Below are 22,681 nucleotides of genomic sequence, written 5' to 3' on the forward strand. Positions count from 1 at the left end.
AGATTGATAGGTTTAGTTTGTTAAAGAGCAGCGTTGTGAGTAAAACTCAAAACGGACGGCTATTCTAGCGAGATAAAGTTGAGTGTCAACCACTTTTTTCAACTTATTGTAAGCATTTCTGCTTGGCTACAACAACCTGCTAAACTAGGTTTATTTTTGCTTAGATATATTTAATCAAGCCTTTCCTTGTCAGCGGAGGGGCATTATAGAGATAACATTCTCGATGACAAGCTTTTTTCGATATTTTTCTGATTTTTTTTCTTTTCGAATAAAAAACAAGCCAAAACGTCTAAAATTGACTCTACTTTCTACAATTCACTAAATTTTTGAGCAAACAAAGATACCTTTTCCCAGTTGGTGTATTCGACTTCTTTACTGGTATCCGTCTCTCCGCCTGTCATACTCATTATTAGCTTAATCATCATTTTATCGAAGAACTTATAGCGTGGATAATAAAGCGCTCCAGCAAAGACACCTATCAAAGTAGGCTTCCAAGGCGACTTAGTTAAGAATTTTCGTATATAGGCACTACCTTCAGGAGTATCCTTGCCCTGACTTTCCTTTCTCGCTGTTAAATTTACACAAAAAAAACCCACCTTAGCTGTATCTAGCTGGTCTTTATGACACTCAATAAACTGATAAAGCTTTTTATTGAGGTGACCATAACGAATCGAAGCACCAATCAAAACTTTGTCATACTTTGAAAAATCAACCCGCTCAACAGTATGCAAATCGGATATTTCGACTTCGAGGTTAGATAAACTATCCTCTATATAAGAGAGGATTTTTTTTGTTTGTCCTTCACGGGATGAATATAGAAATAACGCTTTAGACACACTGGCTCCTTAGCTACGCCAAAAAGTTGGGGTTAGCAGAATCAATAAGGTAAAAATTTCTAATCGTCCAAATAGCATGGAAACAATCAGAACCCATTTAGCTTTCTCGTTCACATCACCAAAGTGAAGCGCAACCTCTCCCAAGCCAGGCCCCAAGTTATTCAATGTTGCCGCAACGGCAGAAAAAGCACTCAGCTCATCCATACCTGTAGCAATTAAACCAAGCATGCACACGACAAAAACTAAAGCGTACGCTGAGAAGAATCCCCAAACCGCATCAACAACTCGCTGAGAGAGTGCGGTACCGCCAACCTTAATCGTATAAACCGCACGAGGATGGACAAGGCGCTTTAACTCCCGAGCTCCTTGTAGTGTCAGCAGTAACACGCGAATAACTTTCATTCCTCCACCTGTTGACCCTGCGCAGCCACCGATAAATGAAGAAAACAGTAACAATACAGGCAAAAACAGAGGCCAATCCGCAAAGCCCGTTGTAGTAAAACCAGCGGTCGTCGAAATAGAAACAGTTTGAAACAACGCTTGATCAAATGCATCGTAAACAGAACTATAAGAGTGGTGATTAAGCAATACGAGAAAACACACCAAAAAGAGCAGAGTTTGAGTAAAAATGAACGCTCGAAACTCAGGATCCTTCCAATAATATTTCGGATGTACTCCACCTGAAGCAAAAGCCGCGAAATGCAGAGAGTAATTACACGCAGATATAAGCAAAAAAACCACGGTAATCATATTAATAGCATAACTATCAAAGTAGCCTATGCTGGTATCATGAGTAGAGAAACCGCCAATAGCTATGGTAGAAAAGCTATGCCCAATCGCATCAAAAGGTGTCATCCCTGCTAACCAAAATGCAAATGCACAAGCAATAGTCAGACTTAAATAGATATACCATAGTGCCTTGGCTGTTTCAGCAATACGTGGGGTCATTTTGCTGTCTTTGACTGGTCCGGGGATTTCAGCACGATAGAGCTGCATCCCTCCAATTCCGAGTACAGGAAGAATAGCGACGGCTAAAACTATGATTCCCATCCCGCCAAACCATTGTAAAAATTGACGGTAAAACAAAATGGCTTTGGGTAGATCATCAAGACCCACTATGACGGTCGCCCCAGTAGTCGTTAAAGCGGAGAAAGATTCAAAAAAGGCATCGGTCACTGACACACTGGGGTTGTCAGCCAGTAAAAAAGGAATCGAACCTGCGCTACCAATAACCGTCCAGAAAAGAACGACTATCAGAAAGCCATCTCGCGCTTTAAGTTCATGTTTATGACGTCGGTTTGGCCACCAGCATATCGCCCCACAAATAAATAGGAAAAAGAAAGTTGTCACAAAGGAAACACCGGCACCATCGCGATAGATCAAAGCGACAAGTGCAGGAGCCAGCATAGACACACTAAAAAGAGCGAGCAAAAGCCCGACAATTCGGATAATTGAACGAAATTGCATGAATTGATGATTACCGAAGCAAAGCTCCCGACTTCCTGATTATCATTGTTTACCATTTATAGGGGTCACCATCACTTTGGCGCCGCTCTTATTGATTACGCTCTGCGTGAAATCACTGACATAACGCATTTCAATGTCCACAACCATTTTTACTTGTTGACTATAGTCAGCCTCGACTTCTTGCGCATCAAATTGAATGAGTAAACCTTGAACAATAGCAACAAAACCATAGTCTAACTCTAGTAGTAGCTTTGTGGTTATTTTTTTCTCAATTGTTTGAAGCAACTTAAGCGCTTGCTGCACTCCGCCACCATAAGCTCGAACCAAGCCTCCGGTTCCAAGCTTTACCCCTCCAGAGTATCGAGTCACCACGGCGGTAATCTCACCAACTCCAGATCCTGAAAGCTGTGCAAGAATAGGCTTTCCTGCTGTGCCAGTGGGCTCTCCATCATCACTAAAACCCCATTTCATTGAATCATCAGGACGACCCGCAACAAAACCCCAGCAATTATGTCTAGCTGCTGGGTGCTGGCTTTTTACTTCTTCGATGAAGGCCTTAGCCTCTGCAACCGATGATGTGTGATGTAACTGAGTAATAAAAACACTTTTCTTTATTTCCTCTCGATAAAGAGTTAACTCTTTAGGGATAAGAAATGGCTTTTGATTCATGGCTCTATTGCTAAAGATATCTGATACTTGAGTCTATCATGTCAACCCACTAAGAGCGCTAAAAAGATCCGTTATAGCGCACAGTGTTAAACACTTGTTTAAAAAATGTATTGAATTTCATTTTCTCTAAGTCCAAACTTAACAAACTGGTCTAACCAGAACAAATGTACGACATTTATCAATGTCGGCTTAAGACCGACATACACGCAATCTCAAGATTGTATGTCATGGAGATAGATAATGATTTACCAAGCCGAAACCCTACAGGTAAAGGAATTACAAGACGGCATCGCTGAGCTAAGTTTTTGCTCTCCAAACTCCGTCAATAAACTAGACCTAGCGACCCTCGAATCACTCGATAAAGCCCTTGATGCACTATACAGCCATAATGGACTAAAAGGCCTATTACTTACCTCAAACAAAGATGCCTTTATAGTCGGTGCCGATATTACTGAATTTATGGGGCTATTTGCCAAACCAGAAGCCGAGCTGGATAAATGGCTTCAATTTGCAAATAGTATCTTTAACAAACTGGAAGATTTGCCAGTGCCAACCCTTTCGGTATTGAAAGGGCACGCTCTTGGTGGCGGCTGTGAGTGTGTACTTGCTACCGACCTTAGAATAGGTGACAAAACAACAAGCATAGGATTACCAGAGACAAAACTCGGCATAATGCCAGGTTTTGGTGGCTGTGTTCGTCTTCCTCGTCTCATCGGTGCAGACAGCGCCATGGAAATCATCACCCAAGGCAAAGCATGTCGAGCCGATGAAGCCCTAAAAATTGGTTTAATAGATGCAGTTGTAGAGAGCGAGTCTCTATTTGAATCTGCTCTAGCAACCTTATCGCAAGCAATTAACGAAAAGGTAGACTGGCAGAAACGTCGCGAGCAAAAAACATCAGCGCTCACGCTTAGCAAACTCGAGTCTATGATGAGCTTTACCATGGCTAAAGGACTTGTTGCTCAAAAAGCAGGCCCACACTATCCCGCCCCAATGAAAGCGGTCGTTGCCATTGAGCAAGCAGCACAAAGCGCTCGAGATGATGCGCTTGATATTGAACGCAAGTACTTCGTTGAACTTGCCAAGTCAGAAGAAGCCAAATCGCTTGTCGGACTGTTTCTTAATGACCAATATATTAAGGGCATTGCCAAGAAAGCAGAAAAGTCAGCAAGTAAAGAGACCAAGCGCGCTGCTGTGTTAGGCGCGGGGATCATGGGGGGTGGCATCGCTTACCAATCTGCTTTAAAAGGTGTACCTGTCTTGATGAAAGATATTGCACAGGCATCGCTTGAGCTTGGTATGACAGAGGCCTCTAAACTGCTCAATAAGCGACTTTCTCGTGGTCGAATTGATGGATTTAAGATGGCGGGTATTCTAGCTTCCATCACGCCTAGCTTACACTATGCAGGTATTGACGAGTCAGATATTATTGTCGAAGCTGTGGTTGAGAATCCCAAAATCAAGGCTAGCGTTCTTAGTGATGTGGAGCAACAAGTCAGCCCAGATACTGTCATCACATCTAATACGTCAACCATACCAATTAATCATCTCGCAAAATCGCTAAAACGCCCAGAGAATTTCTGTGGCATGCATTTCTTTAACCCTGTCCATAGAATGCCATTGGTTGAAATTATTCGCGGTGAACACACCTCAGAAGAAACCATCAATCGCGTTGTGGCCTACGCGGCTAAAATGGGCAAATCCCCAATCGTAGTCAATGATTGCCCAGGGTTCTTCGTTAACCGTGTGCTGTTTCCTTACTTTGGTGGTTTTAGCATGCTACTGCGCGATGGAGCAGATTTCACCCAGATTGACAAAGTGATGGAGCGTAAGTTTGGTTGGCCAATGGGCCCTGCTTATTTGCTTGATGTAGTAGGTATTGACACTGCTCACCACGCACAAGCGGTTATGGCCGAAGGCTTCCCACAACGTATGGGCAAGTCATATCGCGACGCGATAGATGCTTTATTTGAGGCCAACAAGTATGGTCAGAAAAATGGTCATGGATTCTACAGCTATAGCGTTGATAAACGTGGTAAGCCGAAAAAAACCTTTAGCGAGGATATTCTGCCCGTTCTCTCAGATGTGTGCGCGGAGAAAAAAGACTTTAACGATCAAGAAATCATCCAACGCATGATGATTCCAATGATCAATGAAGTTGCCCTATGTCTAGAAGAAAAGATTATCGCCTCTCCTCAAGAAGCAGATATGGCTCTGGTGTACGGATTAGGTTTCCCTCCATTCCGTGGCGGCGTATTCCGCTATCTTGACAGCGTTGGCATTGCCGAGTTTGTAGCGATGGCAAAACAGCACTCAGATTTAGGCGCCATGTACCAAGTACCACAGCTACTAATCGATATGGCAGCTAAAGGTGAAACCTTTTATGGCAATCAGCAACAAGGTTCTATCTAAGGAGATACCCGTATGAATAACCAAACAAAAAGTGTTGTCGTAGTCGATTGCCTACGTACACCCATGGGGCGCTCCAAAGGTGGAGCTTTTCGCCACACCCGTGCTGAAGACCTTTCTGCTCATCTAATGAAAGGAATTCTAGCTCGCAACCCACAAGTTAACCCTAAAGACATAGAAGATATCTACTGGGGCTGTGTGCAGCAGACGCTTGAGCAAGGTTTCAATGTTGCTCGAAATGCAGCTCTGCTAGCTGGGCTACCGATTGAAATTGGTGCAGTCACGGTTAATCGCTTATGTGGATCTTCTATGCAAGCTCTGCATGATGCTACGCGCGCCATTATGACAGGTGATGCTGAGATTTGCTTGATTGGGGGCGTTGAGCACATGGGACACGTTCCTATGACTCACGGCGTTGATTTCCATCCTGGCATGTCAAAAAATGTTGCAAAAGCTGCGGGTATGATGGGACTCACAGCTGAAATGTTGGGAAAAATACACAATATTAGCCGTGAGCAGCAAGACGAGTTTGCAGCCCGCTCTCATGCTCGTGCACACGCAGCTACAGTCGAAGGGCGCTTCAAAAACGAAATATTGCCCACAGAAGGGCACGCTCCTGACGGAACGCTTTTCACTCTTGAGAATGATGAAGTCATACGTCCAGAAACCTCTGTCGAAGGTCTTTCACAACTTCGTCCAGTATTTGATCCAGCCAATGGCACAGTGACCGCTGGCAGCTCATCCGCTCTATCTGATGGTGCATCGGCAATGCTAATCATGAGTGAAGAGAAAGCCACACAACTAGGCCTTAAAATCCGAGCCAAAATTAAGGGCATGGCAGTGGCGGGATGCGATCCATCCATTATGGGTTATGGCCCTGTTCCCGCAACTCAGAAGGCTTTGAAACGTGCTGGCTTATCAATAGAAGATATGGACGTTGTGGAGCTAAATGAAGCCTTTGCTGCGCAATCGCTCCCATGTGCAAAAGACCTAGGCTTACTTGATGTCATGGATGAAAAAGTAAACCTAAACGGTGGCGCGATCGCGCTTGGCCATCCACTCGGTTGCTCAGGTTCTCGTATTTCGACCACACTCATCAATCTTATGGAAGATAAGAATGCAAAATACGGCCTAGCCACTATGTGTATTGGCCTTGGCCAAGGTATTGCGACCGTATTTGAGCGTCCTTAATCAAAACAAAATTAAGGCCAGCATTACGCTGGCCTTACATGCACACCGTTAGTCATCCCCCAGCCAGTCTTTATGAAGGCGCTCACTATCCCCCAGATAGTCGATCATCCATTGAATTAGTTTATGGTTATCGTCCTTACGCCACACCAAGCAACATCGACTCACGGGCTGTTGATCTGGCAAAATTTTCTCTTTCAAAAAACCACTTTTAACCAACGGCATAGCCAGATGACGTGGCATGTAGCCCACGCCCACGCCATTTTTTAAACACTCGATTGCAGTATGCCAATTGGGCAAAAGTAGCCGACGTTGATAAGGATAATGACCAGAGTGGCGTTTGGGTAAGACGGTAGAGGTATCATCTAAACAAATGGCAGGAAATTGACTGACAAATTCTTCGGCTAGCACATTGGCCTTTGCACAAGGGTGTTCAGGGGCTACAACAAACATCCAATCCAAAACACCCATATCTCTTACTTCAAAATCTCCCCCAACAGGAATAGCTGAAGTTGCACCAATCACAATGTCCGCCCTTTCTTGTGATATAGCCTCCCAAGAGCCATTAAATACTTCCATGTTAATCTGCAGTTCAGCATGCGGAAAAGTTTGGTAGAAATCTTCAACTAGGGGCTTTAAGCGATCTAATTTGACTACATTATCAAGCGTTAGCTTGAGCGTTTTTTGCCAGCCATGAGCGGCTCTCTTGGTTTGAGCTTTCACCTCCTCCATTTGCCTTAACATAGCTCTTGCCTGTTCAACAAATACCTCTCCAGCAATGGTGAGCTCCACCCTCCTCGGTAAGCGGCGAAACAAAACTACACCAAGATCTCGCTCAACCTGACGGACGCTATAACTTATTGCAGATGGGACTTTATGCAAAACTTCAGCAGCAGAAGTAAAACTTCCGAGTCTGGCAACCGTCTCTATTAGCTCTAAAGATGCCTGAGAAAAAGCACTCATCACTTCCCTTCAAATTTTTTGATTGATAACCATAAAAAACAACGCTTATAAGCTAGGTTTACCAAAAATATAATCTAAAGACCAATATTAGCGTTGAAAATGGACAATATTTTCAAATGAATTTTTTTGAATGGATATAAAATGAACATCTCAAAGATACAACTTCTCTACCTTGCTTCTCTTTCGATGCTCGGGTTTATTGCGACAGATATGTACCTGCCAGCATTCAAAGCAATGGAAAGTGATTTCGCCACAGGCCCAGAACAAATCGCTTTGTCCCTAACGGTGTTTTTGGTTGGAATGGCGGTTGGCCAGCTATCTTGGGGGCTCGCCTCTGATAAATTTGGCCACAGAAATACCCTAGCTGCGGGATTAGGTTTATTTACACTCGCATCTTTAGGTTTGGCATTTAGCGATCAAGTCTGGCAACTCCTCACTTTGCGTTTTATTCAAGCGATTGGCGTATGCGCTCCAGCGGTGATTTGGCAAGCCATGGTCATTAAACGCCACGCAAGCCAAAGCCAGCAAATATTTGCCACTATAATGCCCTTAGTTGCTCTCTCACCTGCACTGGCGCCTCAGCTAGGCGTTCTACTCTCAGATCTTTGGGGTTGGCAGAGTATTTTTATAACCTTAACCATAGTCGGATTAGTCTTAATCACAGCCACTATGGCGCAAGATAACCCAGAGCAACAAGAGAAAAAATCCACTGTTGGAGCCGATATAAAAGCTCTGCTCACCTCGAAAACCTACATAGGCAATGTCACCATATTCGCGACCGCTTCTGCCGCCTTTTTTGCCTACCTTACTGGCATGCCAGAAATTATGGCTCAGCTAGGCTATGATGCCAGAGATATAGGCTTAAGCTTCATTCCCCAAACAATCGCTTTTATGGCGGGCGGATATATCGGTAAAAAATGCGTGGCCAAATATGGTGATGAACACGTCCTTAGAATACTCATCGGACTGTTTAGCCTAGCCTCAGTCATGATATTTGCTACTTCACAATGGCAGCTGTCTTCAATCTGGCCTATTCTAGCGCCTTTTTGCTTAATCGCTGTCGCCAACGGTGCCCTATATCCCATAGTGGTCAATAGAGCGCTCGCAAGTGCCAAACAAAGCCCAGCGACCGCAGCAGGCCTGCAAAATAGCTTACAAATTTGCATCAGCAGCCTTTCTAGCGCGTTAGTGGCTGCAATGGCAAGCCAAGCACAAACAGTAACAGGAATCGCAATCCTAATCTGTATGGTGGGATTATGGGTTGGCTACTGGCTATCAGCCCGAAGCAAAGATACTGGAATAGAGATGGATAACGCCTCTGCCGTTACAGAAAAATAAACAAAAAACGCCGCTAATTGCGGCGCTCAAGTCTGTTATTTTTTCGTTGGTCTCTGCCAGTTCTGTATCACTCGCTCTTTGACGCGAGTAATCACTAACTCACCTTCTTCGACATCCTTGGTAAGAGTCGTGCCCGCACCAAGTGTCGCTCCATCAGCAACCGAAACTGGTGCCACTAGCTGACTGTCTGAGCCAATGAAGACATCATTACCTATGATGGTCTTAAATTTATTCACTCCATCATAGTTACAGGTAATCGTTCCGGCACCAATATTGGTACGTTTACCAATCTCAGCATCCCCCAGATAGGTGAGATGATTGGCTTTAGAACCTTCTCCAACTAAGGTGTTTTTCACTTCAACAAAGTTACCAACATGAGAGTTATTGCGCATCTCAGCACCAGGCCTCAGACGTGTAAATGGGCCAACAGTACAATCTTCACCAACAGTTGCACCCTCGATAACACTGTACGGGCGAACCAGGGTATTGTCATCAATCTCACAGTCTTTAAGTACACTACCCGTGCCGATGAAAACATTGTCACCTAGAGTAACTTTGCCCTCAATAATCACATTAGTGTCTATTTCGCAGTCCATACCACATTGCAATTCCCCGCGAAGATCAAAGCGAGCAGGATCGCGCAGCATAACGCCCTGCTCAAGTAACTTTTGTGCCTGCGCCTGCTGAAAAGCACGCTCTAGACGAGCAAGCTGCGCTCTATCATTGACGCCCTCAACCTCGATAGCACTTATAGGGTGAACCGCCTCTACCGCTCGCCCTTCACTGTGGGCAGCTGCAATCACATCAGTCAGATAATATTCACCTTGAGCATTATCATTACTTAGCCCAGATAGCCAGCGTTTGAGATCTCTTCCCGTAGCGACCATCACACCAGTGTTTATCTCTTTGATAAGTTTCTGCTCTTCAGTCGCATCCTTTTGCTCGACAATTGCCACTACTGGGCCATTTTTACGCACAATGCGGCCATAGCCCGTAGGGTTATCCAAAACCACAGTAAGCAATGCGATTCCGCCCGTTGGCTGCGCATCAAGCAAGCTTGCTAGAGTCTCTTCAGAGATTAAGGGGACATCACCGTAGAGAATTAACACTTTTTCATCGTCTTCAAACTGAGGCGATGCTTGGTCCACTGCATGCCCTGTACCCAGCTGCTCTGCTTGCAACACCCAATTGACAGACTCTTTCGAGAGTACTGTCTGCATCTGATCGCCACCATGACCATAAACTAAGTGGACATTTTGCGCTCCTATACCTTTACATGTATCAATAACATGCTTAACCATAGGCTTACCCGCTAGAGTATGCAGCACTTTGGGTTTGTTAGAGTACATGCGAGTGCCTTTACCCGCTGCGAGGATCACCGCGCTAAATTTCATTCAAAAGACCTTCAATTGGTGTTGTAAAACTGGGATGTATTGTAGACATTAACGGATAATTAGTTAATCGTTGCAGAAAAAATTTACTCCAAAATAGACAAAAAGGCGGTCAAACGACCGCCTTTATCATTTTTGAAACACCTTAAAACTTTTAGCGGCGTTTCTTTGTCAGCTCGATAACACGTAGCTGAGCAATGGCTTTTGCCAGCTCACTGGCCGCTTGAGCAAAGTCCATATCACCATGCTGATTTTGGATACTCTCCTCAGCACGGCGTTTGGCTTCTTCTGCCTTCGCTGCGTCTAGCTCTTCACCACGGATAGCCGTGTCTGCCAATACAGTCGCTGTACCTGGCTGAACTTCTATCATACCACCGGAAACATAAATAATTTCCTCGTGGCCGTGCTGTTTCACAATACGCACCATACCAGGCTTGATAGCGGTCAGTAACGGAGTGTGGCCATGGAAAATCCCTAGCTCACCTTCGCTACCGGTCACCTGGAACGTTTCAACACGACCCGAAAAGATTTTCTTTTCTGCGCTGACAACATCTAGGTGAAAGGTTATTGGTGCCATATCGCCTCCTAGTTAGCCTTATAGCTTCTTCGCATTCTCGATAGCATCGTCAATTGCACCACAGTACATAAACGCTTGCTCTGGAACGTCATCGTAATCACCAGCTAGTAGACCTTTGAAGCCACGTAGAGTCTCTTTAAGAGGTACGTAGATACCAGGGTCACCAGTGAATACTTCCGCTACGTGGTAAGGCTGAGTTAGGAAACGTTCAATCTTACGTGCACGAGATACTACTTGCTTATCTTCTTCAGACAGCTCGTCCATACCTAGAATCGCAATGATATCTTTCAGCTCTTTATAACGCTGTAGTGTAGACTGAACACCACGAGCGATATCATAGTGTTCTTGACCTACAACGAGAGGGTCAAGCTGACGAGATGTCGAATCTAGTGGGTCGATCGCTGGGTATAGACCCATAGCAGCGATATTACGGTTAAGTACAACCGTTGCATCCAAGTGCGCGAACGTGGTAGCTGGGGACGGGTCAGTCAAGTCATCCGCAGGTACGTATACCGCCTGTACAGACGTGATAGAACCTTGCTTAGTTGACGTGATACGCTCCTGTAGAACACCCATTTCTTCAGCTAGAGTAGGCTGATAACCTACCGCTGAAGGCATACGACCTAGAAGTGCTGATACCTCAGTACCTGCTAGTGTATAACGATAGATGTTATCAACGAACAGTAGAACGTCACGGCCTTCGTCACGGAAACGCTCAGCCATTGTTAGACCAGTCAAAGCAACACGTAGACGGTTACCCGGTGGCTCGTTCATCTGACCGTAAACCATTGCTACTTTAGACTCTTCAGGTTTCTCAACGTTTACAACGCCCGCTTCCTGCATCTCAAAGTAGAAATCATTACCCTCACGAGTACGCTCACCAACACCTGCAAATACTGATAGACCAGAATGCTGAAGTGCGATGTTGTTGATAAGTTCCATCATGTTAACGGTCTTACCAACACCAGCACCACCGAATAGACCAATCTTACCACCCTTAGCGAATGGACAAACTAGGTCGATTACTTTAACGCCAGTCTCTAGTAGAGCTGTTTCATTTGATTGCTCTTCGTAGCTTGGTGCTTCACGGTGAATAGAGTAAGTCTCTTCTGCACCGATTTCACCACGCTCGTCAATTGCGTCACCTAGAACGTTCATGATACGACCTAGGGTCTTAGTACCAACTGGTACTGAAATTGGAGCACCAGTATTTACTACTTCTACTCCACGACGTAAACCATCAGAGCTACCCATCACGATACAACGAACTACGCCACCGCCTAGCTGTTGCTGAACTTCAAGAACTAAACGCTCTTTTGAGTCCGTTACGTTTAGAGCGTCATATACACTAGGTACTTCGCTCTGTGGGAACTCTACGTCGACTACCGCACCGATGATCTGTACGATCTTACCTGTAGCCATCGTTAATCCTCTAAACTATTTCGTTTTACCTATGCTTAAACCGCAGCAGCACCACCAACAATTTCAGACAGTTCTTGAGTAATAGCAGCCTGACGGGCTTTGTTATACACAAGTTCAAGATCTTCAATCAAGTTGGTCGCATTGTCAGTTGCAGCTTTCATCGCAATCATTCGAGCCGCTTGCTCACAAGCAAGGTTCTCTACCACACCTTGGTAGACCTGAGACTCTACGTAACGCACCAATAGTGCATCCAGTAGAGGTTGAGGCTCAGGTTCATAGATGTAGTCCCATGAATGCTCACGCTGCATTTCTTCGCTGTCTGATTTAGGCAAAGGTAGCAATTGATCGATCGTTGGTTGCTGAACCATAGTGTTAACAAACTTATTGAACACTACATACAGACGGTCCAGTTCACCCTCATCGTATTTCTTTAGCATTACGCTTACAGAACCAATTAGGTCTTCTAGGCTCGGGCTATCGCCAAGACCAGAAACCTGCGCGGCGACTTTAGCACCACTATTGTTGAAAAAAGCCGTTGCTTTTGAACCGACAACTGCAAGTTCAACCTCAGCACCTTTTTCTTTCCAAGCTTGCATGTCTGTGATTGCTTTCTTGAACACGTTAATATTCAAACCACCACACAAGCCACGGTCTGTAGAAACGATGATGTAACCAACTCGTTTCGCTTCACGCTCTTCTAAGTACGGATGACGATACTCTAGATTTGCGTTCGCCACGTGACCGATCACTTTACGCATTGTTTCAGCGTATGGACGAGAAGCTTCCATAGCGTCTTGTGAACGACGCATTTTTGAAGCTGCTACCATTTCCATCGCTTTCGTAATTTTCTGAGTGCTTTTAACACTACCGATTTTATTACGTATCTCTTTTGCGCCGGCCATCGTTACTCTCCATTAGTTGGTGGCAATCAATGCCACCGACCTATTACCAAGTTTGGGTTGCTTTGAAATCGTCAACTAGCTTCTTAAGCTGAGCTTCGACATCATTGTTATAAGCACCCGTCTTGTCGATCTCAGACGCCAATTCAGCGTATTGACCGCGAGCATACGATAGTAGAGCTGCTTCGAAATCTAGCAGTTTGTTGAGTTCAACATCTGCTAAATAGCCGCGCTCTGCCGCGAAGATTACCAGTGCTTGGTCAAATACAGACATTGGAGCATATTGCTTTTGCTTCATTAGCTCTGTAACTTTCTGACCATGATCTAACTGCTTCTTCGTTGCTTCATCAAGATCAGACGAGAACTGAGCAAACGCTGCAAGTTCACGGTACTGAGCCAGTGCGGTACGAATACCACCTGAAAGCTTCTTAATGATTTTCGTCTGAGCTGAGCCACCTACACGAGATACTGAGATACCTGGATCAACCGCTGGACGTACACCCGCATTGAATAGCTCAGTTTGTAGGAAGATCTGACCATCGGTAATCGAAATTACGTTAGTCGGTACGAACGCTGAAACGTCACCTGCTTGAGTTTCAATGATAGGTAGAGCGGTCAATGAACCTGTTTTACCTTTCACTTCACCCTTAGTGAATTTTTCTACGTAGTCTGCATTTACTCGAGCAGCACGCTCTAGTAGACGAGAGTGAAGGTAGAATACATCCCCTGGGAATGCTTCACGGCCTGGTGGACGTTTTAGTAGTAGAGAAATCTGACGGTAAGCCACCGCTTGCTTTGATAGATCATCATAAACAATCAATGCGTCTTCACCGCGATCGCGGAAGTATTCACCCATCGCACAACCTGAATAAGGCGCTAGATATTGTAGCGCAGCAGATTCAGAAGCTGATGCCACAACCACGATAGTGTTTGCTAGCGCACCATGCTCTTCCAATTTGCGAACAACGTTAGCAATCGTCGAGGCTTTCTGACCAATTGCTACGTAGATTGAGTAAATACCAGAATCTTTCTGGTTGATGATTGCATCGATCGCTAGAGCAGTTTTACCTGTCTGACGGTCACCGATTACAAGCTCACGCTGACCACGACCGATTGGGATCATTGAGTCAACTGATTTGTAACCCGTTTGAACTGGCTGATCAACCGATTGACGGTCGATTACACCAGGTGCAATCACTTCTACAGGTGAAGATAACTTGGCTTCAATTGGACCTTTACCATCAATAGGCTCACCTAGTGTATTCACTACGCGACCTAAAAGTTCTGGACCAACAGGAACTTCAAGAATACGACCTGTACCTGTAACTTTCATGCCTTCTTTTAAGTCGGCATAAGGACCCATTACAACCGCACCAACCGAGTCACGCTCAAGGTTAAGTGCAAGGGCATAACGGCCACCCGGTAATTCAATCATTTCACCTTGCATCACGTCAGCTAAGCCGTGAATGCGGATGATACCATCGCTTACCGATACGATAGTACCTTCGTTGCGAGCTTCACTAACAACGTCGAAAGATTCGATACGTTGTTTAATTAGATCGCTTATTTCCGTGGAATTAAGTTGCATGCTCCAATCCCCATTAAGACTGCAATGCATCGCTTAGGCGATTCAGACGACCACGCGCTGAATCATCGATGACTAAGTCTCCGGCTCGAATAATCACCCCACCAAGTAGGGCCTCATCTATACTGCAATTCAGCTTAACTTTGCGCTCTAAACGCTGCTCAAGTTTGCTGCTGATGCTTGCGCACTGTTCTTCTGAAAGCTCTGATGCTGAAATAACGTCAACATCAATTTCTTTCTCACGCTCTTTTTTAAGCGCTAAAAACTGCTCACAAACATCAGGAAGGGTCGCTAAACGACCATTCTCTGCCATCACCTTCAAAAGGTTTTGACCATGAACATCAACTTGGTCGCCACAAACAGCCACAAATACCTCAGCCAACTTATCTGCTGACATAGACCCGGTTAAGAGTTCATGTATTTGCTCGTTTTTAGCAACTTCCGCAGCGAAAGATAGCATTTGACCCCATTGGTCTAATGCGTTCTTTTCTACGGCAAAATCAAATGCTGCTTTAGCATAGGGGCGTGCGATAGTAGTCAAATCAGACATAAGCGCCCCCAGACTTAAAGTTTTGCAGTAATGTTGTCGAGAATATCTTTGTGCGCTTCTTTATCGATAGAGCGTTCAATGATTTTCTCAGCACCAGCTACAGCCAGAGTTGCAACTTGTTTGCGCAGCTCATCGCGTGCACGGTTACGTTCAGCTTCAAGTTCAGCTTCTGCTTGCGAAAGAATTTTCTGACGTTCTGTCTGAGCATCTTCACGAGCTTCATCTAAAATTTGAGCTTTACGCTTATTCGCTTGCTCGATGATCTCAGTTGCTGTGCGCTTCGCTTCTTTCAACTGATCAGAAGCGTTTGCTTGTGCTAGGTCTAGATCTTTAGCAGCACGTTCAGCTGCCTGCAGACCGTCAGCGATTTTTTTCTGACGTTCTTCGATCGCTTGCATCAATGGTGGCCATACATACTTCATGCAGAACCAGACAAATAGTGCAAACGAGATTGCTTGACCCAGCAGAGTTGCGTTTATGTTCACAACAGCTACCCCTTCTATTCGGACTTAGTGTTAATCAATAACAAGCTAGGCTTGTCGACTATAAGCTGTGATTAACCTAGCTGACCAACGAACGGGTTAGCGAATGTGAATAGAAGTGCGATAACGATACCGATCATTGGAACCGCATCAAGTAGACCTGCGATGATGAACATCTTAACTTGTAGCATAGGAGCCATTTCTGGTTGACGCGCTGCACCTTCAAGGAATTTACCACCTAGAAGTGCGAAACCAATCGCTGTACCAAGAGAAGCAAGACCGACGATAAGACCTACGGCGATTGCAGAAAAGCTCAGTAAAGTTTCCATTACTATCTCCAATTTATAGTTTTTTGGCTAGTTGCCCAAATAAAAGCTTTTAAAAAAATTAATGATCGCTGTCTTCATGTGCCATTGACAGGTAAACAATTGTCAACATCATAAACACGAAGGCTTGAATCGTAATAACCAACACATGGAAGATTGCCCACGGAAGTGAACCCATCCATTGTAAATACCATGGCAGCATTGCCGCACAAAGAATGAATACAACCTCACCCGCGAACATGTTACCGAAAAGACGCATACCAAGTGAGAGAGGTTTTGCCAGTAGCGAAACCACTTCGATTAGCAGGTTAAACGGAATCATCAAGGGGTGATTAAACGGGTGTAATGCTAATTCTTTAGCGAATCCACCTAGACCTTTCACTTTGATGCTGTAATAAATCATCAGAGCAAAAACGCCTAGAGCCATAGCCATGGTGATATTTACATCAGCTGACGGTACAACCTTAAGATAAGGAATACCAAGCCAATGTTCTGCTGGGTAAGGAAGGAAATCGATAGGCACTAAGTCCATCAAGTTCATTAAAAATACCCAACAAAAGATAGTCAGTGCTAAAGGTGCGATCAGTGGGTTGCGTCCATGGAACGTGTCTTTGACGTTTTCTGCGACAAATTCAACGATCATTTCTACAGCACACTGAAGCTTACCTGGTACACCCGCTGTTGTTCTCTTCGCTACTTTGTAAAAGATTCCAAGGAAAATTAAACCAGTAAACCAAGAAAAAAACAGGCTATCGATATGTACGTTCCAGAAACTTGCCTCCTCCGCTACAAGACCTAACTTATAAGTAGAAAGGTTTGTAAGGTGGTGGGTAATGTATCCGGACGAAGTTAGCGCTTCACCTGGCGCAGCCATAACTCATCCTATTTTTTTGTTGTTAATGAATAGCACTGGCGCACAGATATTAATACCTAGTGCCAGCAAATAGGTTAGCTTAAGGGGAACAAGTTCCACCTGTATATACATGTAAACAATGGAAAAAAGCACAACCGTGATCAGGATTTTCAGTGCTTCACCTGCGTAGAAAGAGTTCGCTATGCGCTTTGCAGCACGAGCTCCTCCATACATAAACACAAATAAAGCAAACACCGCATTAGCCACGACAAAAATGCCGCCGCCAATCAGTGCAGAAAGTCCCCATTTAACATTCACAGCCAGTGCCATTACCACTGCCGTAAGTGTAACCGCGCCAAGCTGGATCATTAACAATCGCTTTGCAAGCTCTCGCCCTGGTCTAGCTAACGCCGCTACCATGTATTCGTACCTCGAGTAAAATCCACAGCCTTACTACCTCATGCTGGGAAATTGGCGAAAATTATACGGTGAGTCTTATTGAATGCAATTAAAACACCGCAAAAAGTTACAATTTTGTTTACAAACCGACAACTTTCGCACAAAAAATCGTTTTTTACATAATTGATTGGGAGCGATTATCTCATCTAGCCTGCTAGCTTGGCAATAAGATGCTCTAATTTGTGAGGTTCATCTAGACTAATTGTTACCTTGGATGTTCCATTTTTGGCTTTTACAATTGCAACCTTAGCATCCAACATTTGACTTAATTTCTGTGACATTTGTTGTGCTTCAGTGTCTTGCGGCTGATTTTTCTCTTCAGATTGTGGCTGAAGGCATTTTTTCACTAGCTGCTCTGTCTGACGAACCGTCATGCGCTTTTTGGCTACAAGCTCTGCCACATCAACTTGCTGTTCACCCTCAAGAGCAAGTAAAGCGCGAGCATGGCCCATTTCGAGCAATCTTTCAGACAAGAGATATTTTACATCCATCTCGAGTTGATTAAGCCTGAGTAAGTTGGTTACCGTTGTTCGAGACTTACCGATGACTTCAGCAACTTGCTGATGAGTTAGAGAAAACTCTTCTTGGAGACGATCTAACGCCACAGCTTCTTCGATCACATTAAGATCTTCTCGCTGGATATTCTCGATCAAAGCCATAGCGATCGCCGCGCGATCATCAACATTTTTGATCACGCACGGTACTTCTTTTAAACCGGCTTTGCGCGCCGCGCGCCAACGCCTTTCACCAGCAATTATCTCATACTTATCATTCTCGACCTGACGAACAACAATAGGCTGTATTATGCCTTGAGATTCTATTGATGCCGCCAACTCTTCAAGCGCTTCTGGTTCCATATCTGTGCGCGGTTGGTACATACCTGGCTTGAGAGAATTAATATTAATCTCAGTGAAATCACCCTCAGAAGACAACTCCTGACTGTGTATTGCACTTTGCTGTTTCTCACGCGCAAGAGAACTTGTTGAAAGCAGAGCATCTAGCCCCTTACCTAAGCCACGTTTAGACATGAAACACAATTCCTTTGGTTGAGTTATGCAGGAACTTCATCACGGCGAAGCATCTCTCCGGCCAGAGCAAGATAAGCTTTAGCACCTGCAGAGTACTTGTCGTAGTACATAGCTGGTTTGCCATGGCTAGGCGCTTCAGCTAGACGAACATTACGCGGAATAACCGTACGATAGACTTTATTACCGAAATGCTTTTTCAACTGATCCGAGACTTCATTGGATAGACGGTTACGAGGGTCATACATGGTACGTAAAAGCCCCTCTATTTTGAGTTTATCATTAACGACAGCGGCAAGCTTACTGATGGTATCCATCAAAGCCGTCAGCCCTTCTAAAGCAAAATACTCACACTGCATAGGTACCAATACAGAATCAGCAGCAGCCATCGCATTAACGGTAAGAAGATTAAGCGAAGGGGGGCAATCAATAAAAATAAAGTCATAATGATCTCGCACGCCAGCAAGCGCGTGCTTTAAACGGACTTCTCGAGCAAAGACTTCCATTAATTTGATCTCTGCAGCAGTCACATCACCATTTGCAGCAATGAGATCATAGTTACCCGATGTCTTACGACAAACGACATCGTCAAAGGCCATTTCTTCGACCAACAATTCGTAAGCGGTCGCATCAACTTGGTATTTATCTACACCACTGGCCATAGTGGCATTGCCTTGGGGATCGAGGTCAATAACCAACACCTTGCGCTTTGTCGCCGCCATAGACGCGGCTAAGTTAATGCAGGTCGTTGTTTTACCAACACCACCTTTCTGGTTTGCAATTGCTACGATTTTTCCCACGACGAACCTCGCTTTTATTCCTTGCGGGATAAGATTACTAGATGACGCTCACCTTCCAATTGAGGAACAGTCAAAGCTTTGATGTCCATCACAGAACACCAACTTGGTAACTGTGTAATCTCATCCTGTGGTAGTTGTCCCTTTAATGCAAAGAAACGTCCAACTCCTTGTTTAGGAAGATGATGGCACCATTCAACCATATCAACCATGGATGCGAATGCTCGGCTCAACACACCATCAAACTTATCGTCAGGCTGGAACTGCTCAACTCGGCTCTGAACTGGAGTGACATTTTCAATCTGTAACTCATGTAAAACTTGTTTAATAAAACGAATACGCTTGCCCAAGCTATCGAGTAAATAAAACTTTTTTGTTGGATGCATGATCGCAAGCGGTATACCTGGCAATCCTGGGCCTGTTCCTACATCAATAAAGCGTTCGCCTTCTAAATACTCACCAACCACTATGCTATCCAAAATATGTTTGACGAGCATATCACTTGGCTCACGAACGGAAGTGAGATTATACGCTTTATTCCACTTGTGTAGCATTTCAACATAACCAACAAGCTGTTGGCGTTGTTTATCAGATACTTCAAGTGTAGTTTGGGCGATCAAAGAATCCAACTGTAGACGTAATTGGCTCATTATGCTTCACCGCCTTTGCGCAGCATGCCTTGTTTTTTTAAATGAACAAGCAAGATTGATATTGCTGCTGGTGTTATTCCAGAGATGCGAGATGCAATACCAATAGATTCTGGTCTCGAATCACTCAATTTTACCACCACTTCGTTGGATAAGCCCTTAATGTTCGAATAATCGAGATCAGCTGGTAGTAAAGTGTTCTCATGACGAAGTGATTTCTCAATCTCATCTTGCTGACGTTTGATATAGCCTTCGTACTTAACTTGTATTTCAACTTGCTCTGCAGCCTGGGTATCATCCATCGCTGGGCTAAAAGCATCAAGTTGAGTCAACTTTTGATACGTCATTTCAGGTCGACGTAACAAATCTTCGCCACTCGCCTCACGGATCATTGGTGTTTTGAGCAAAAGATTGAGATCATCAACACCTGCTGATTTGGGATTCATCCACACATCTTGAAGTCTTTGTCTTTCCTTAGCTATGTTGTCTAATTTCTGATTGAATCGAGCCCAGCGAGTATCGTCTACCAGACCAAGCTCACGCGCTTTTTCTGTCAAACGTAAATCAGCATTATCTTCCCGTAAGAGCAGTCGATATTCGGCGCGAGAGGTAAACATACGATAAGGTTCCTTTGTCCCCATGGTAGAGAGATCATCGATCAAAACGCCCATATAAGCTTGATCTCTTCGTGGGCTCCAACCTTCTTTTTCTTGGCTATATAGGCTGGCATTAAGCCCTGCAACCAATCCTTGTGCCGCGGCTTCTTCATAGCCTGTTGTACCATTGATTTGACCAGCAAAAAATAAACCCTGAATAAATTTAGTTTCATAGGTTTGCTTCAGGTCTCTAGGATCAAAAAAGTCATATTCTATTGCATAACCAGGTCGAACAATATGCGCATTTTCAAACCCTTTCATGGATCTTACAATTTCGACCTGAACATCAAAAGGTAGACTGGTGGAAATACCATTAGGGTATAGCTCATGCGTTGTTAGCCCCTCAGGCTCGATGAAGATCTGGTGGCTATTCTTATCAGCAAAACGCATGACCTTATCTTCAATTGACGGGCAATAACGCGGGCCAATTCCTTCAATAACTCCAGAGTACATTGGACTGCGATCGAGATTGTTTCTAATGATCTCATGAGTTTGATCATTAGTGTGAGTAATGAAGCATGGTATTTGTTTAGGATGCTGGGATCTTTGACCCATGAATGAAAATATAGGGGTTGGATCGTCACCATGCTGAACCTGAAGATCGGAGAAATCTACACTTCTGGCATCAATTCTTGGTGGGGTTCCTGTTTTAAGTCGATCAACTCTAAATGGGAGCTCACGCAACCGATCTGCAAGAGCAATTGAAGGAGGATCGCCTGCACGACCTCCTGATGAACTTTCCATACCAATGTGAAGCTTACCACCAAGAAAAGTTCCAACTGTAAGTACAATCGCTTGAGCTTTAAATTTGAGCCCCATTTGGGTGACAACCCCAACAGCGCGATCTTGCTCAACAATTAAATCATCGACTGATTGTTGAAATAAGGTGAGATTTGGCTCATTTTCTAATGCTTCACGGACATAAGCTTTGTACAAGGCTCTATCGGCCTGAGCGCGTGTTGCCCTTACCGCTGGTCCTTTAGATGCATTGAGAGTTCTAAATTGAATACCTGCATGGTCAATCGCTTTTGCCATCAGACCGCCCATAGCATCTACTTCTTTAACTAAATGTCCTTTACCAATCCCGCCGATTGCAGGATTGCAGGACATTTGACCTAAAGTATCGATGTTATGAGTCAACAATAAGGTTTTTTGTCCTGTACGAGCAGAGGCAAGAGCCGCTTCGGTTCCTGCATGTCCACCACCAACAACGATGACATCAAAACTTTCATGGTACAACATGTACTGACCTCTGGTATTCAAAAGAGATATAGGCAACTAAAAGGAGCATTATTCTACCTGCTTTCGCTGAGATAGAAAATCGCTTTTGATGTTTTTAATCTAAGCCACTGACAAAGCTTAATCTTATATGATCTTATATATGATCTTTTATTGGATCTATTATTAGGATCGCAGTTTTCTGTGGATAAGTGAATTTTGATCAACAAGATCATGGATCTTAGGTGGATCTAATCTTGTGATCTAGCTTTGATCTAACCAAGGATTTCCTGAGATCAAAATGGCTAGTTATGCACAGAGGAATTAGGATCATTAAGTTGTTATTGGGATAACTATAGGTTGATCACCGGATAATTATTATTTTATCCACAACACTTTTTGAGAGTTTGGCGAAAATATTTCATGTAGGAAGTAGTCAGTGCTGCTACTTCCCACCGATTTTATAGTTGATTAATGTACTTTGTTAACCAAGTTTCTGCGGCATCTTCAGGTACATCATGGCTTAGAACATCAATGGTGAGGCACTCTGTAATAGGTGTGCCTCCTATATCCTCAAGTAAAGTATGCGCATGTTTCCCTGCTCCACAAAAGGTGTCATAACTTGAGTCTCCAATCGCGATCACGGCATATTTTACATTAGACATTTTTGGTGGGGTGTCTTGTAACGCTTGAATAAAGGGCTGAATATTATCCGGATAATCTCCAGCACCATGAGTGGAGGTGATGATGAGCCAAGTCCCCTCTGCTGGAATTTCATCGAGTACTGGCTCGTTATGGATACAGGTTTCAAAACCATGCTTTACTAATAGATCGTTTAGGTGATCACCAACATATTCTGCGCCACCCAAAGTACTGCCTGTAATGATTTGGATCATGTTGTTTCCTTTATCTAAAGATTACTTT

At 44.3% G+C, this 22,681-nt stretch carries 22 protein-coding genes; 3 read left to right on the forward strand and 19 right to left on the reverse strand.

Annotation, left to right across the window (positions count from 1 at the left end; all coding sequences use genetic code 11):
- Positions 1 to 308: 308 nt before the first annotated feature.
- Genes hemG through MHN79_RS17300 form a run of 3 tightly spaced genes read right to left on the reverse strand, consistent with a single transcriptional unit; the run spans position 309 to position 2,972 of the window.
- Positions 309 to 836, reverse strand: a complete 528-nt coding sequence (gene hemG, locus MHN79_RS17290; protein WP_160932587.1) for a menaquinone-dependent protoporphyrinogen IX dehydrogenase — start codon at positions 834 to 836, stop codon at positions 309 to 311.
- Positions 837 to 845: 9 nt separating this feature from the next.
- Positions 846 to 2,303: a TrkH family potassium uptake protein gene (locus MHN79_RS17295; RefSeq protein ID WP_239173894.1), complete on the reverse strand. Its 1,458-nt coding sequence runs from the start codon at positions 2,301 to 2,303 to the stop codon at positions 846 to 848.
- A 42-nt stretch (positions 2,304 to 2,345) separates the two neighbouring features.
- Positions 2,346 to 2,972, reverse strand: a complete 627-nt coding sequence (locus MHN79_RS17300; RefSeq protein ID WP_239173895.1) for a YigZ family protein — start codon at positions 2,970 to 2,972, stop codon at positions 2,346 to 2,348.
- Positions 2,973 to 3,212: 240 nt separating this feature from the next.
- On the opposite strand from MHN79_RS17300, the gene fadB reads away from it, so the two are divergent.
- Entirely contained in the window at positions 3,213 to 5,384 is a 2,172-nt protein-coding gene (gene fadB / locus MHN79_RS17305) for a fatty acid oxidation complex subunit alpha FadB (RefSeq protein ID WP_239173896.1), read from the forward strand.
- Positions 5,385 to 5,396: 12 nt separating this feature from the next.
- A complete protein-coding gene (gene fadA / locus MHN79_RS17310; RefSeq protein ID WP_239173897.1) occupies positions 5,397 to 6,572 on the forward strand; it encodes an acetyl-CoA C-acyltransferase FadA in 1,176 nt (391 codons plus the stop codon).
- Between the two features lie 48 nt (positions 6,573 to 6,620).
- On the opposite strand, the gene punR is transcribed toward fadA, so the two are convergent.
- The gene (gene punR, locus MHN79_RS17315; protein WP_239173898.1) at positions 6,621 to 7,532 is read right to left on the reverse strand and encodes a DNA-binding transcriptional activator PunR; all 912 of its coding nucleotides are present in this window, start codon (positions 7,530 to 7,532) and stop codon (positions 6,621 to 6,623) included.
- A gap of 141 nt (positions 7,533 to 7,673) precedes the next feature.
- On the opposite strand from punR, the gene punC reads away from it, so the two are divergent.
- Entirely contained in the window at positions 7,674 to 8,870 is a 1,197-nt protein-coding gene (gene punC, locus MHN79_RS17320) for a purine nucleoside transporter PunC (RefSeq protein WP_239173899.1), read from the forward strand.
- 35 nt (positions 8,871 to 8,905) lie between these two features.
- On the opposite strand, the gene glmU is transcribed toward punC, so the two are convergent.
- From glmU to mioC, 15 genes are all read right to left on the reverse strand, one after another.
- Entirely contained in the window at positions 8,906 to 10,264 is a 1,359-nt protein-coding gene (glmU, locus tag MHN79_RS17325) for a bifunctional UDP-N-acetylglucosamine diphosphorylase/glucosamine-1-phosphate N-acetyltransferase GlmU (RefSeq protein ID WP_239173900.1), read from the reverse strand.
- Positions 10,265 to 10,415: 151 nt separating this feature from the next.
- The gene (locus MHN79_RS17330; protein WP_114787705.1) at positions 10,416 to 10,838 is read right to left on the reverse strand and encodes a F0F1 ATP synthase subunit epsilon; all 423 of its coding nucleotides are present in this window, start codon (positions 10,836 to 10,838) and stop codon (positions 10,416 to 10,418) included.
- Positions 10,839 to 10,856: 18 nt separating this feature from the next.
- A complete protein-coding gene (gene atpD, locus MHN79_RS17335; protein ID WP_114787706.1) occupies positions 10,857 to 12,260 on the reverse strand; it encodes a F0F1 ATP synthase subunit beta in 1,404 nt (467 codons plus the stop codon).
- A gap of 35 nt (positions 12,261 to 12,295) precedes the next feature.
- Positions 12,296 to 13,162, reverse strand: coding sequence for a F0F1 ATP synthase subunit gamma (gene atpG / locus MHN79_RS17340; protein ID WP_160932603.1), 867 nt, complete (start codon positions 13,160 to 13,162; stop codon positions 12,296 to 12,298).
- Positions 13,163 to 13,205: 43 nt separating this feature from the next.
- Complete coding sequence (gene atpA / locus MHN79_RS17345; protein ID WP_160932605.1) at positions 13,206 to 14,747, reverse strand: F0F1 ATP synthase subunit alpha; 1,542 nt, start codon at positions 14,745 to 14,747, stop codon at positions 13,206 to 13,208.
- A gap of 13 nt (positions 14,748 to 14,760) precedes the next feature.
- The gene (gene atpH, locus MHN79_RS17350; RefSeq protein ID WP_160932607.1) at positions 14,761 to 15,294 is read right to left on the reverse strand and encodes a F0F1 ATP synthase subunit delta; all 534 of its coding nucleotides are present in this window, start codon (positions 15,292 to 15,294) and stop codon (positions 14,761 to 14,763) included.
- Between the two features lie 14 nt (positions 15,295 to 15,308).
- On the reverse strand, positions 15,309 to 15,779 hold the full coding sequence (gene atpF, locus MHN79_RS17355; protein WP_114787710.1) for a F0F1 ATP synthase subunit B: 471 nt from the start codon (positions 15,777 to 15,779) through the stop codon (positions 15,309 to 15,311).
- A gap of 71 nt (positions 15,780 to 15,850) precedes the next feature.
- On the reverse strand, positions 15,851 to 16,105 hold the full coding sequence (atpE, locus tag MHN79_RS17360; protein WP_006957448.1) for a F0F1 ATP synthase subunit C: 255 nt from the start codon (positions 16,103 to 16,105) through the stop codon (positions 15,851 to 15,853).
- 58 nt (positions 16,106 to 16,163) lie between these two features.
- A complete protein-coding gene (atpB, locus tag MHN79_RS17365; RefSeq protein WP_160932609.1) occupies positions 16,164 to 16,976 on the reverse strand; it encodes a F0F1 ATP synthase subunit A in 813 nt (270 codons plus the stop codon).
- A 3-nt stretch (positions 16,977 to 16,979) separates the two neighbouring features.
- Positions 16,980 to 17,375 carry a F0F1 ATP synthase subunit I gene (locus tag MHN79_RS17370; RefSeq protein WP_160932611.1) on the reverse strand — a complete coding sequence of 132 codons (396 nt, stop codon included), beginning with the start codon at positions 17,373 to 17,375 and terminating at the stop codon, positions 16,980 to 16,982.
- Between the two features lie 185 nt (positions 17,376 to 17,560).
- The gene (locus MHN79_RS17375; protein ID WP_160932613.1) at positions 17,561 to 18,442 is read right to left on the reverse strand and encodes a ParB/RepB/Spo0J family partition protein; all 882 of its coding nucleotides are present in this window, start codon (positions 18,440 to 18,442) and stop codon (positions 17,561 to 17,563) included.
- A gap of 23 nt (positions 18,443 to 18,465) precedes the next feature.
- A complete protein-coding gene (locus MHN79_RS17380) occupies positions 18,466 to 19,239 on the reverse strand; it encodes a ParA family protein (protein WP_114787714.1) in 774 nt (257 codons plus the stop codon).
- Between the two features lie 14 nt (positions 19,240 to 19,253).
- Positions 19,254 to 19,886: a 16S rRNA (guanine(527)-N(7))-methyltransferase RsmG gene (gene rsmG, locus MHN79_RS17385; RefSeq protein ID WP_239173901.1), complete on the reverse strand. Its 633-nt coding sequence runs from the start codon at positions 19,884 to 19,886 to the stop codon at positions 19,254 to 19,256.
- Entirely contained in the window at positions 19,886 to 21,781 is a 1,896-nt protein-coding gene (mnmG, locus tag MHN79_RS17390; RefSeq protein WP_239173902.1) for a tRNA uridine-5-carboxymethylaminomethyl(34) synthesis enzyme MnmG, read from the reverse strand. The genes rsmG and mnmG overlap by 1 nt, the downstream gene beginning before the upstream one ends.
- A 437-nt stretch (positions 21,782 to 22,218) precedes the next feature.
- Positions 22,219 to 22,653, reverse strand: coding sequence for an FMN-binding protein MioC (gene mioC, locus MHN79_RS17395; RefSeq protein WP_114787717.1), 435 nt, complete (start codon positions 22,651 to 22,653; stop codon positions 22,219 to 22,221).
- Between the last annotated feature and the right edge of the window lie 28 nt (positions 22,654 to 22,681).

The sequence above is a fragment of the Vibrio sp. Of14-4 genome (assembly GCF_022347625.1).
Lineage (GTDB): Bacteria > Pseudomonadota > Gammaproteobacteria > Enterobacterales > Vibrionaceae > Vibrio > Vibrio pristinus.

Excerpts from the sequence above, each read along its gene's own strand:
- atpG (WP_160932603.1), bottom strand. The coding sequence starts at position 13,162 with ATGGCCGGCGCAAAAGAGATACGTAATAAAATCGGTAGTGTTAAAAGC.
- rsmG (WP_239173901.1), bottom strand. The coding sequence starts at position 19,886 with ATGAGCCAATTACGTCTACAGTTGGATTCTTTGATCGCCCAAACTACA.
- atpH (WP_160932607.1), bottom strand. The coding sequence starts at position 15,294 with ATGTCTGATTTGACTACTATCGCACGCCCCTATGCTAAAGCAGCATTT.
- atpB (WP_160932609.1), bottom strand. The coding sequence starts at position 16,976 with ATGGCTGCGCCAGGTGAAGCGCTAACTTCGTCCGGATACATTACCCAC.
- MHN79_RS17330 (WP_114787705.1), bottom strand. The coding sequence starts at position 10,838 with ATGGCACCAATAACCTTTCACCTAGATGTTGTCAGCGCAGAAAAGAAA.
- atpA (WP_160932605.1), bottom strand. The coding sequence starts at position 14,747 with ATGCAACTTAATTCCACGGAAATAAGCGATCTAATTAAACAACGTATC.
- MHN79_RS17370 (WP_160932611.1), bottom strand. The coding sequence starts at position 17,375 with ATGGTAGCGGCGTTAGCTAGACCAGGGCGAGAGCTTGCAAAGCGATTG.
- glmU (WP_239173900.1), bottom strand. The coding sequence starts at position 10,264 with ATGAAATTTAGCGCGGTGATCCTCGCAGCGGGTAAAGGCACTCGCATG.
- fadB (WP_239173896.1), top strand. The coding sequence starts at position 3,213 with ATGATTTACCAAGCCGAAACCCTACAGGTAAAGGAATTACAAGACGGC.
- atpE (WP_006957448.1), bottom strand. The coding sequence starts at position 16,105 with ATGGAAACTTTACTGAGCTTTTCTGCAATCGCCGTAGGTCTTATCGTC.
- punR (WP_239173898.1), bottom strand. The coding sequence starts at position 7,532 with ATGAGTGCTTTTTCTCAGGCATCTTTAGAGCTAATAGAGACGGTTGCC.
- mnmG (WP_239173902.1), bottom strand. The coding sequence starts at position 21,781 with ATGTTGTACCATGAAAGTTTTGATGTCATCGTTGTTGGTGGTGGACAT.
- MHN79_RS17375 (WP_160932613.1), bottom strand. The coding sequence starts at position 18,442 with ATGTCTAAACGTGGCTTAGGTAAGGGGCTAGATGCTCTGCTTTCAACA.
- MHN79_RS17295 (WP_239173894.1), bottom strand. The coding sequence starts at position 2,303 with ATGCAATTTCGTTCAATTATCCGAATTGTCGGGCTTTTGCTCGCTCTT.
- atpD (WP_114787706.1), bottom strand. The coding sequence starts at position 12,260 with ATGGCTACAGGTAAGATCGTACAGATCATCGGTGCGGTAGTCGACGTA.
- punC (WP_239173899.1), top strand. The coding sequence starts at position 7,674 with ATGAACATCTCAAAGATACAACTTCTCTACCTTGCTTCTCTTTCGATG.
- fadA (WP_239173897.1), top strand. The coding sequence starts at position 5,397 with ATGAATAACCAAACAAAAAGTGTTGTCGTAGTCGATTGCCTACGTACA.
- mioC (WP_114787717.1), bottom strand. The coding sequence starts at position 22,653 with ATGATCCAAATCATTACAGGCAGTACTTTGGGTGGCGCAGAATATGTT.
- MHN79_RS17300 (WP_239173895.1), bottom strand. The coding sequence starts at position 2,972 with ATGAATCAAAAGCCATTTCTTATCCCTAAAGAGTTAACTCTTTATCGA.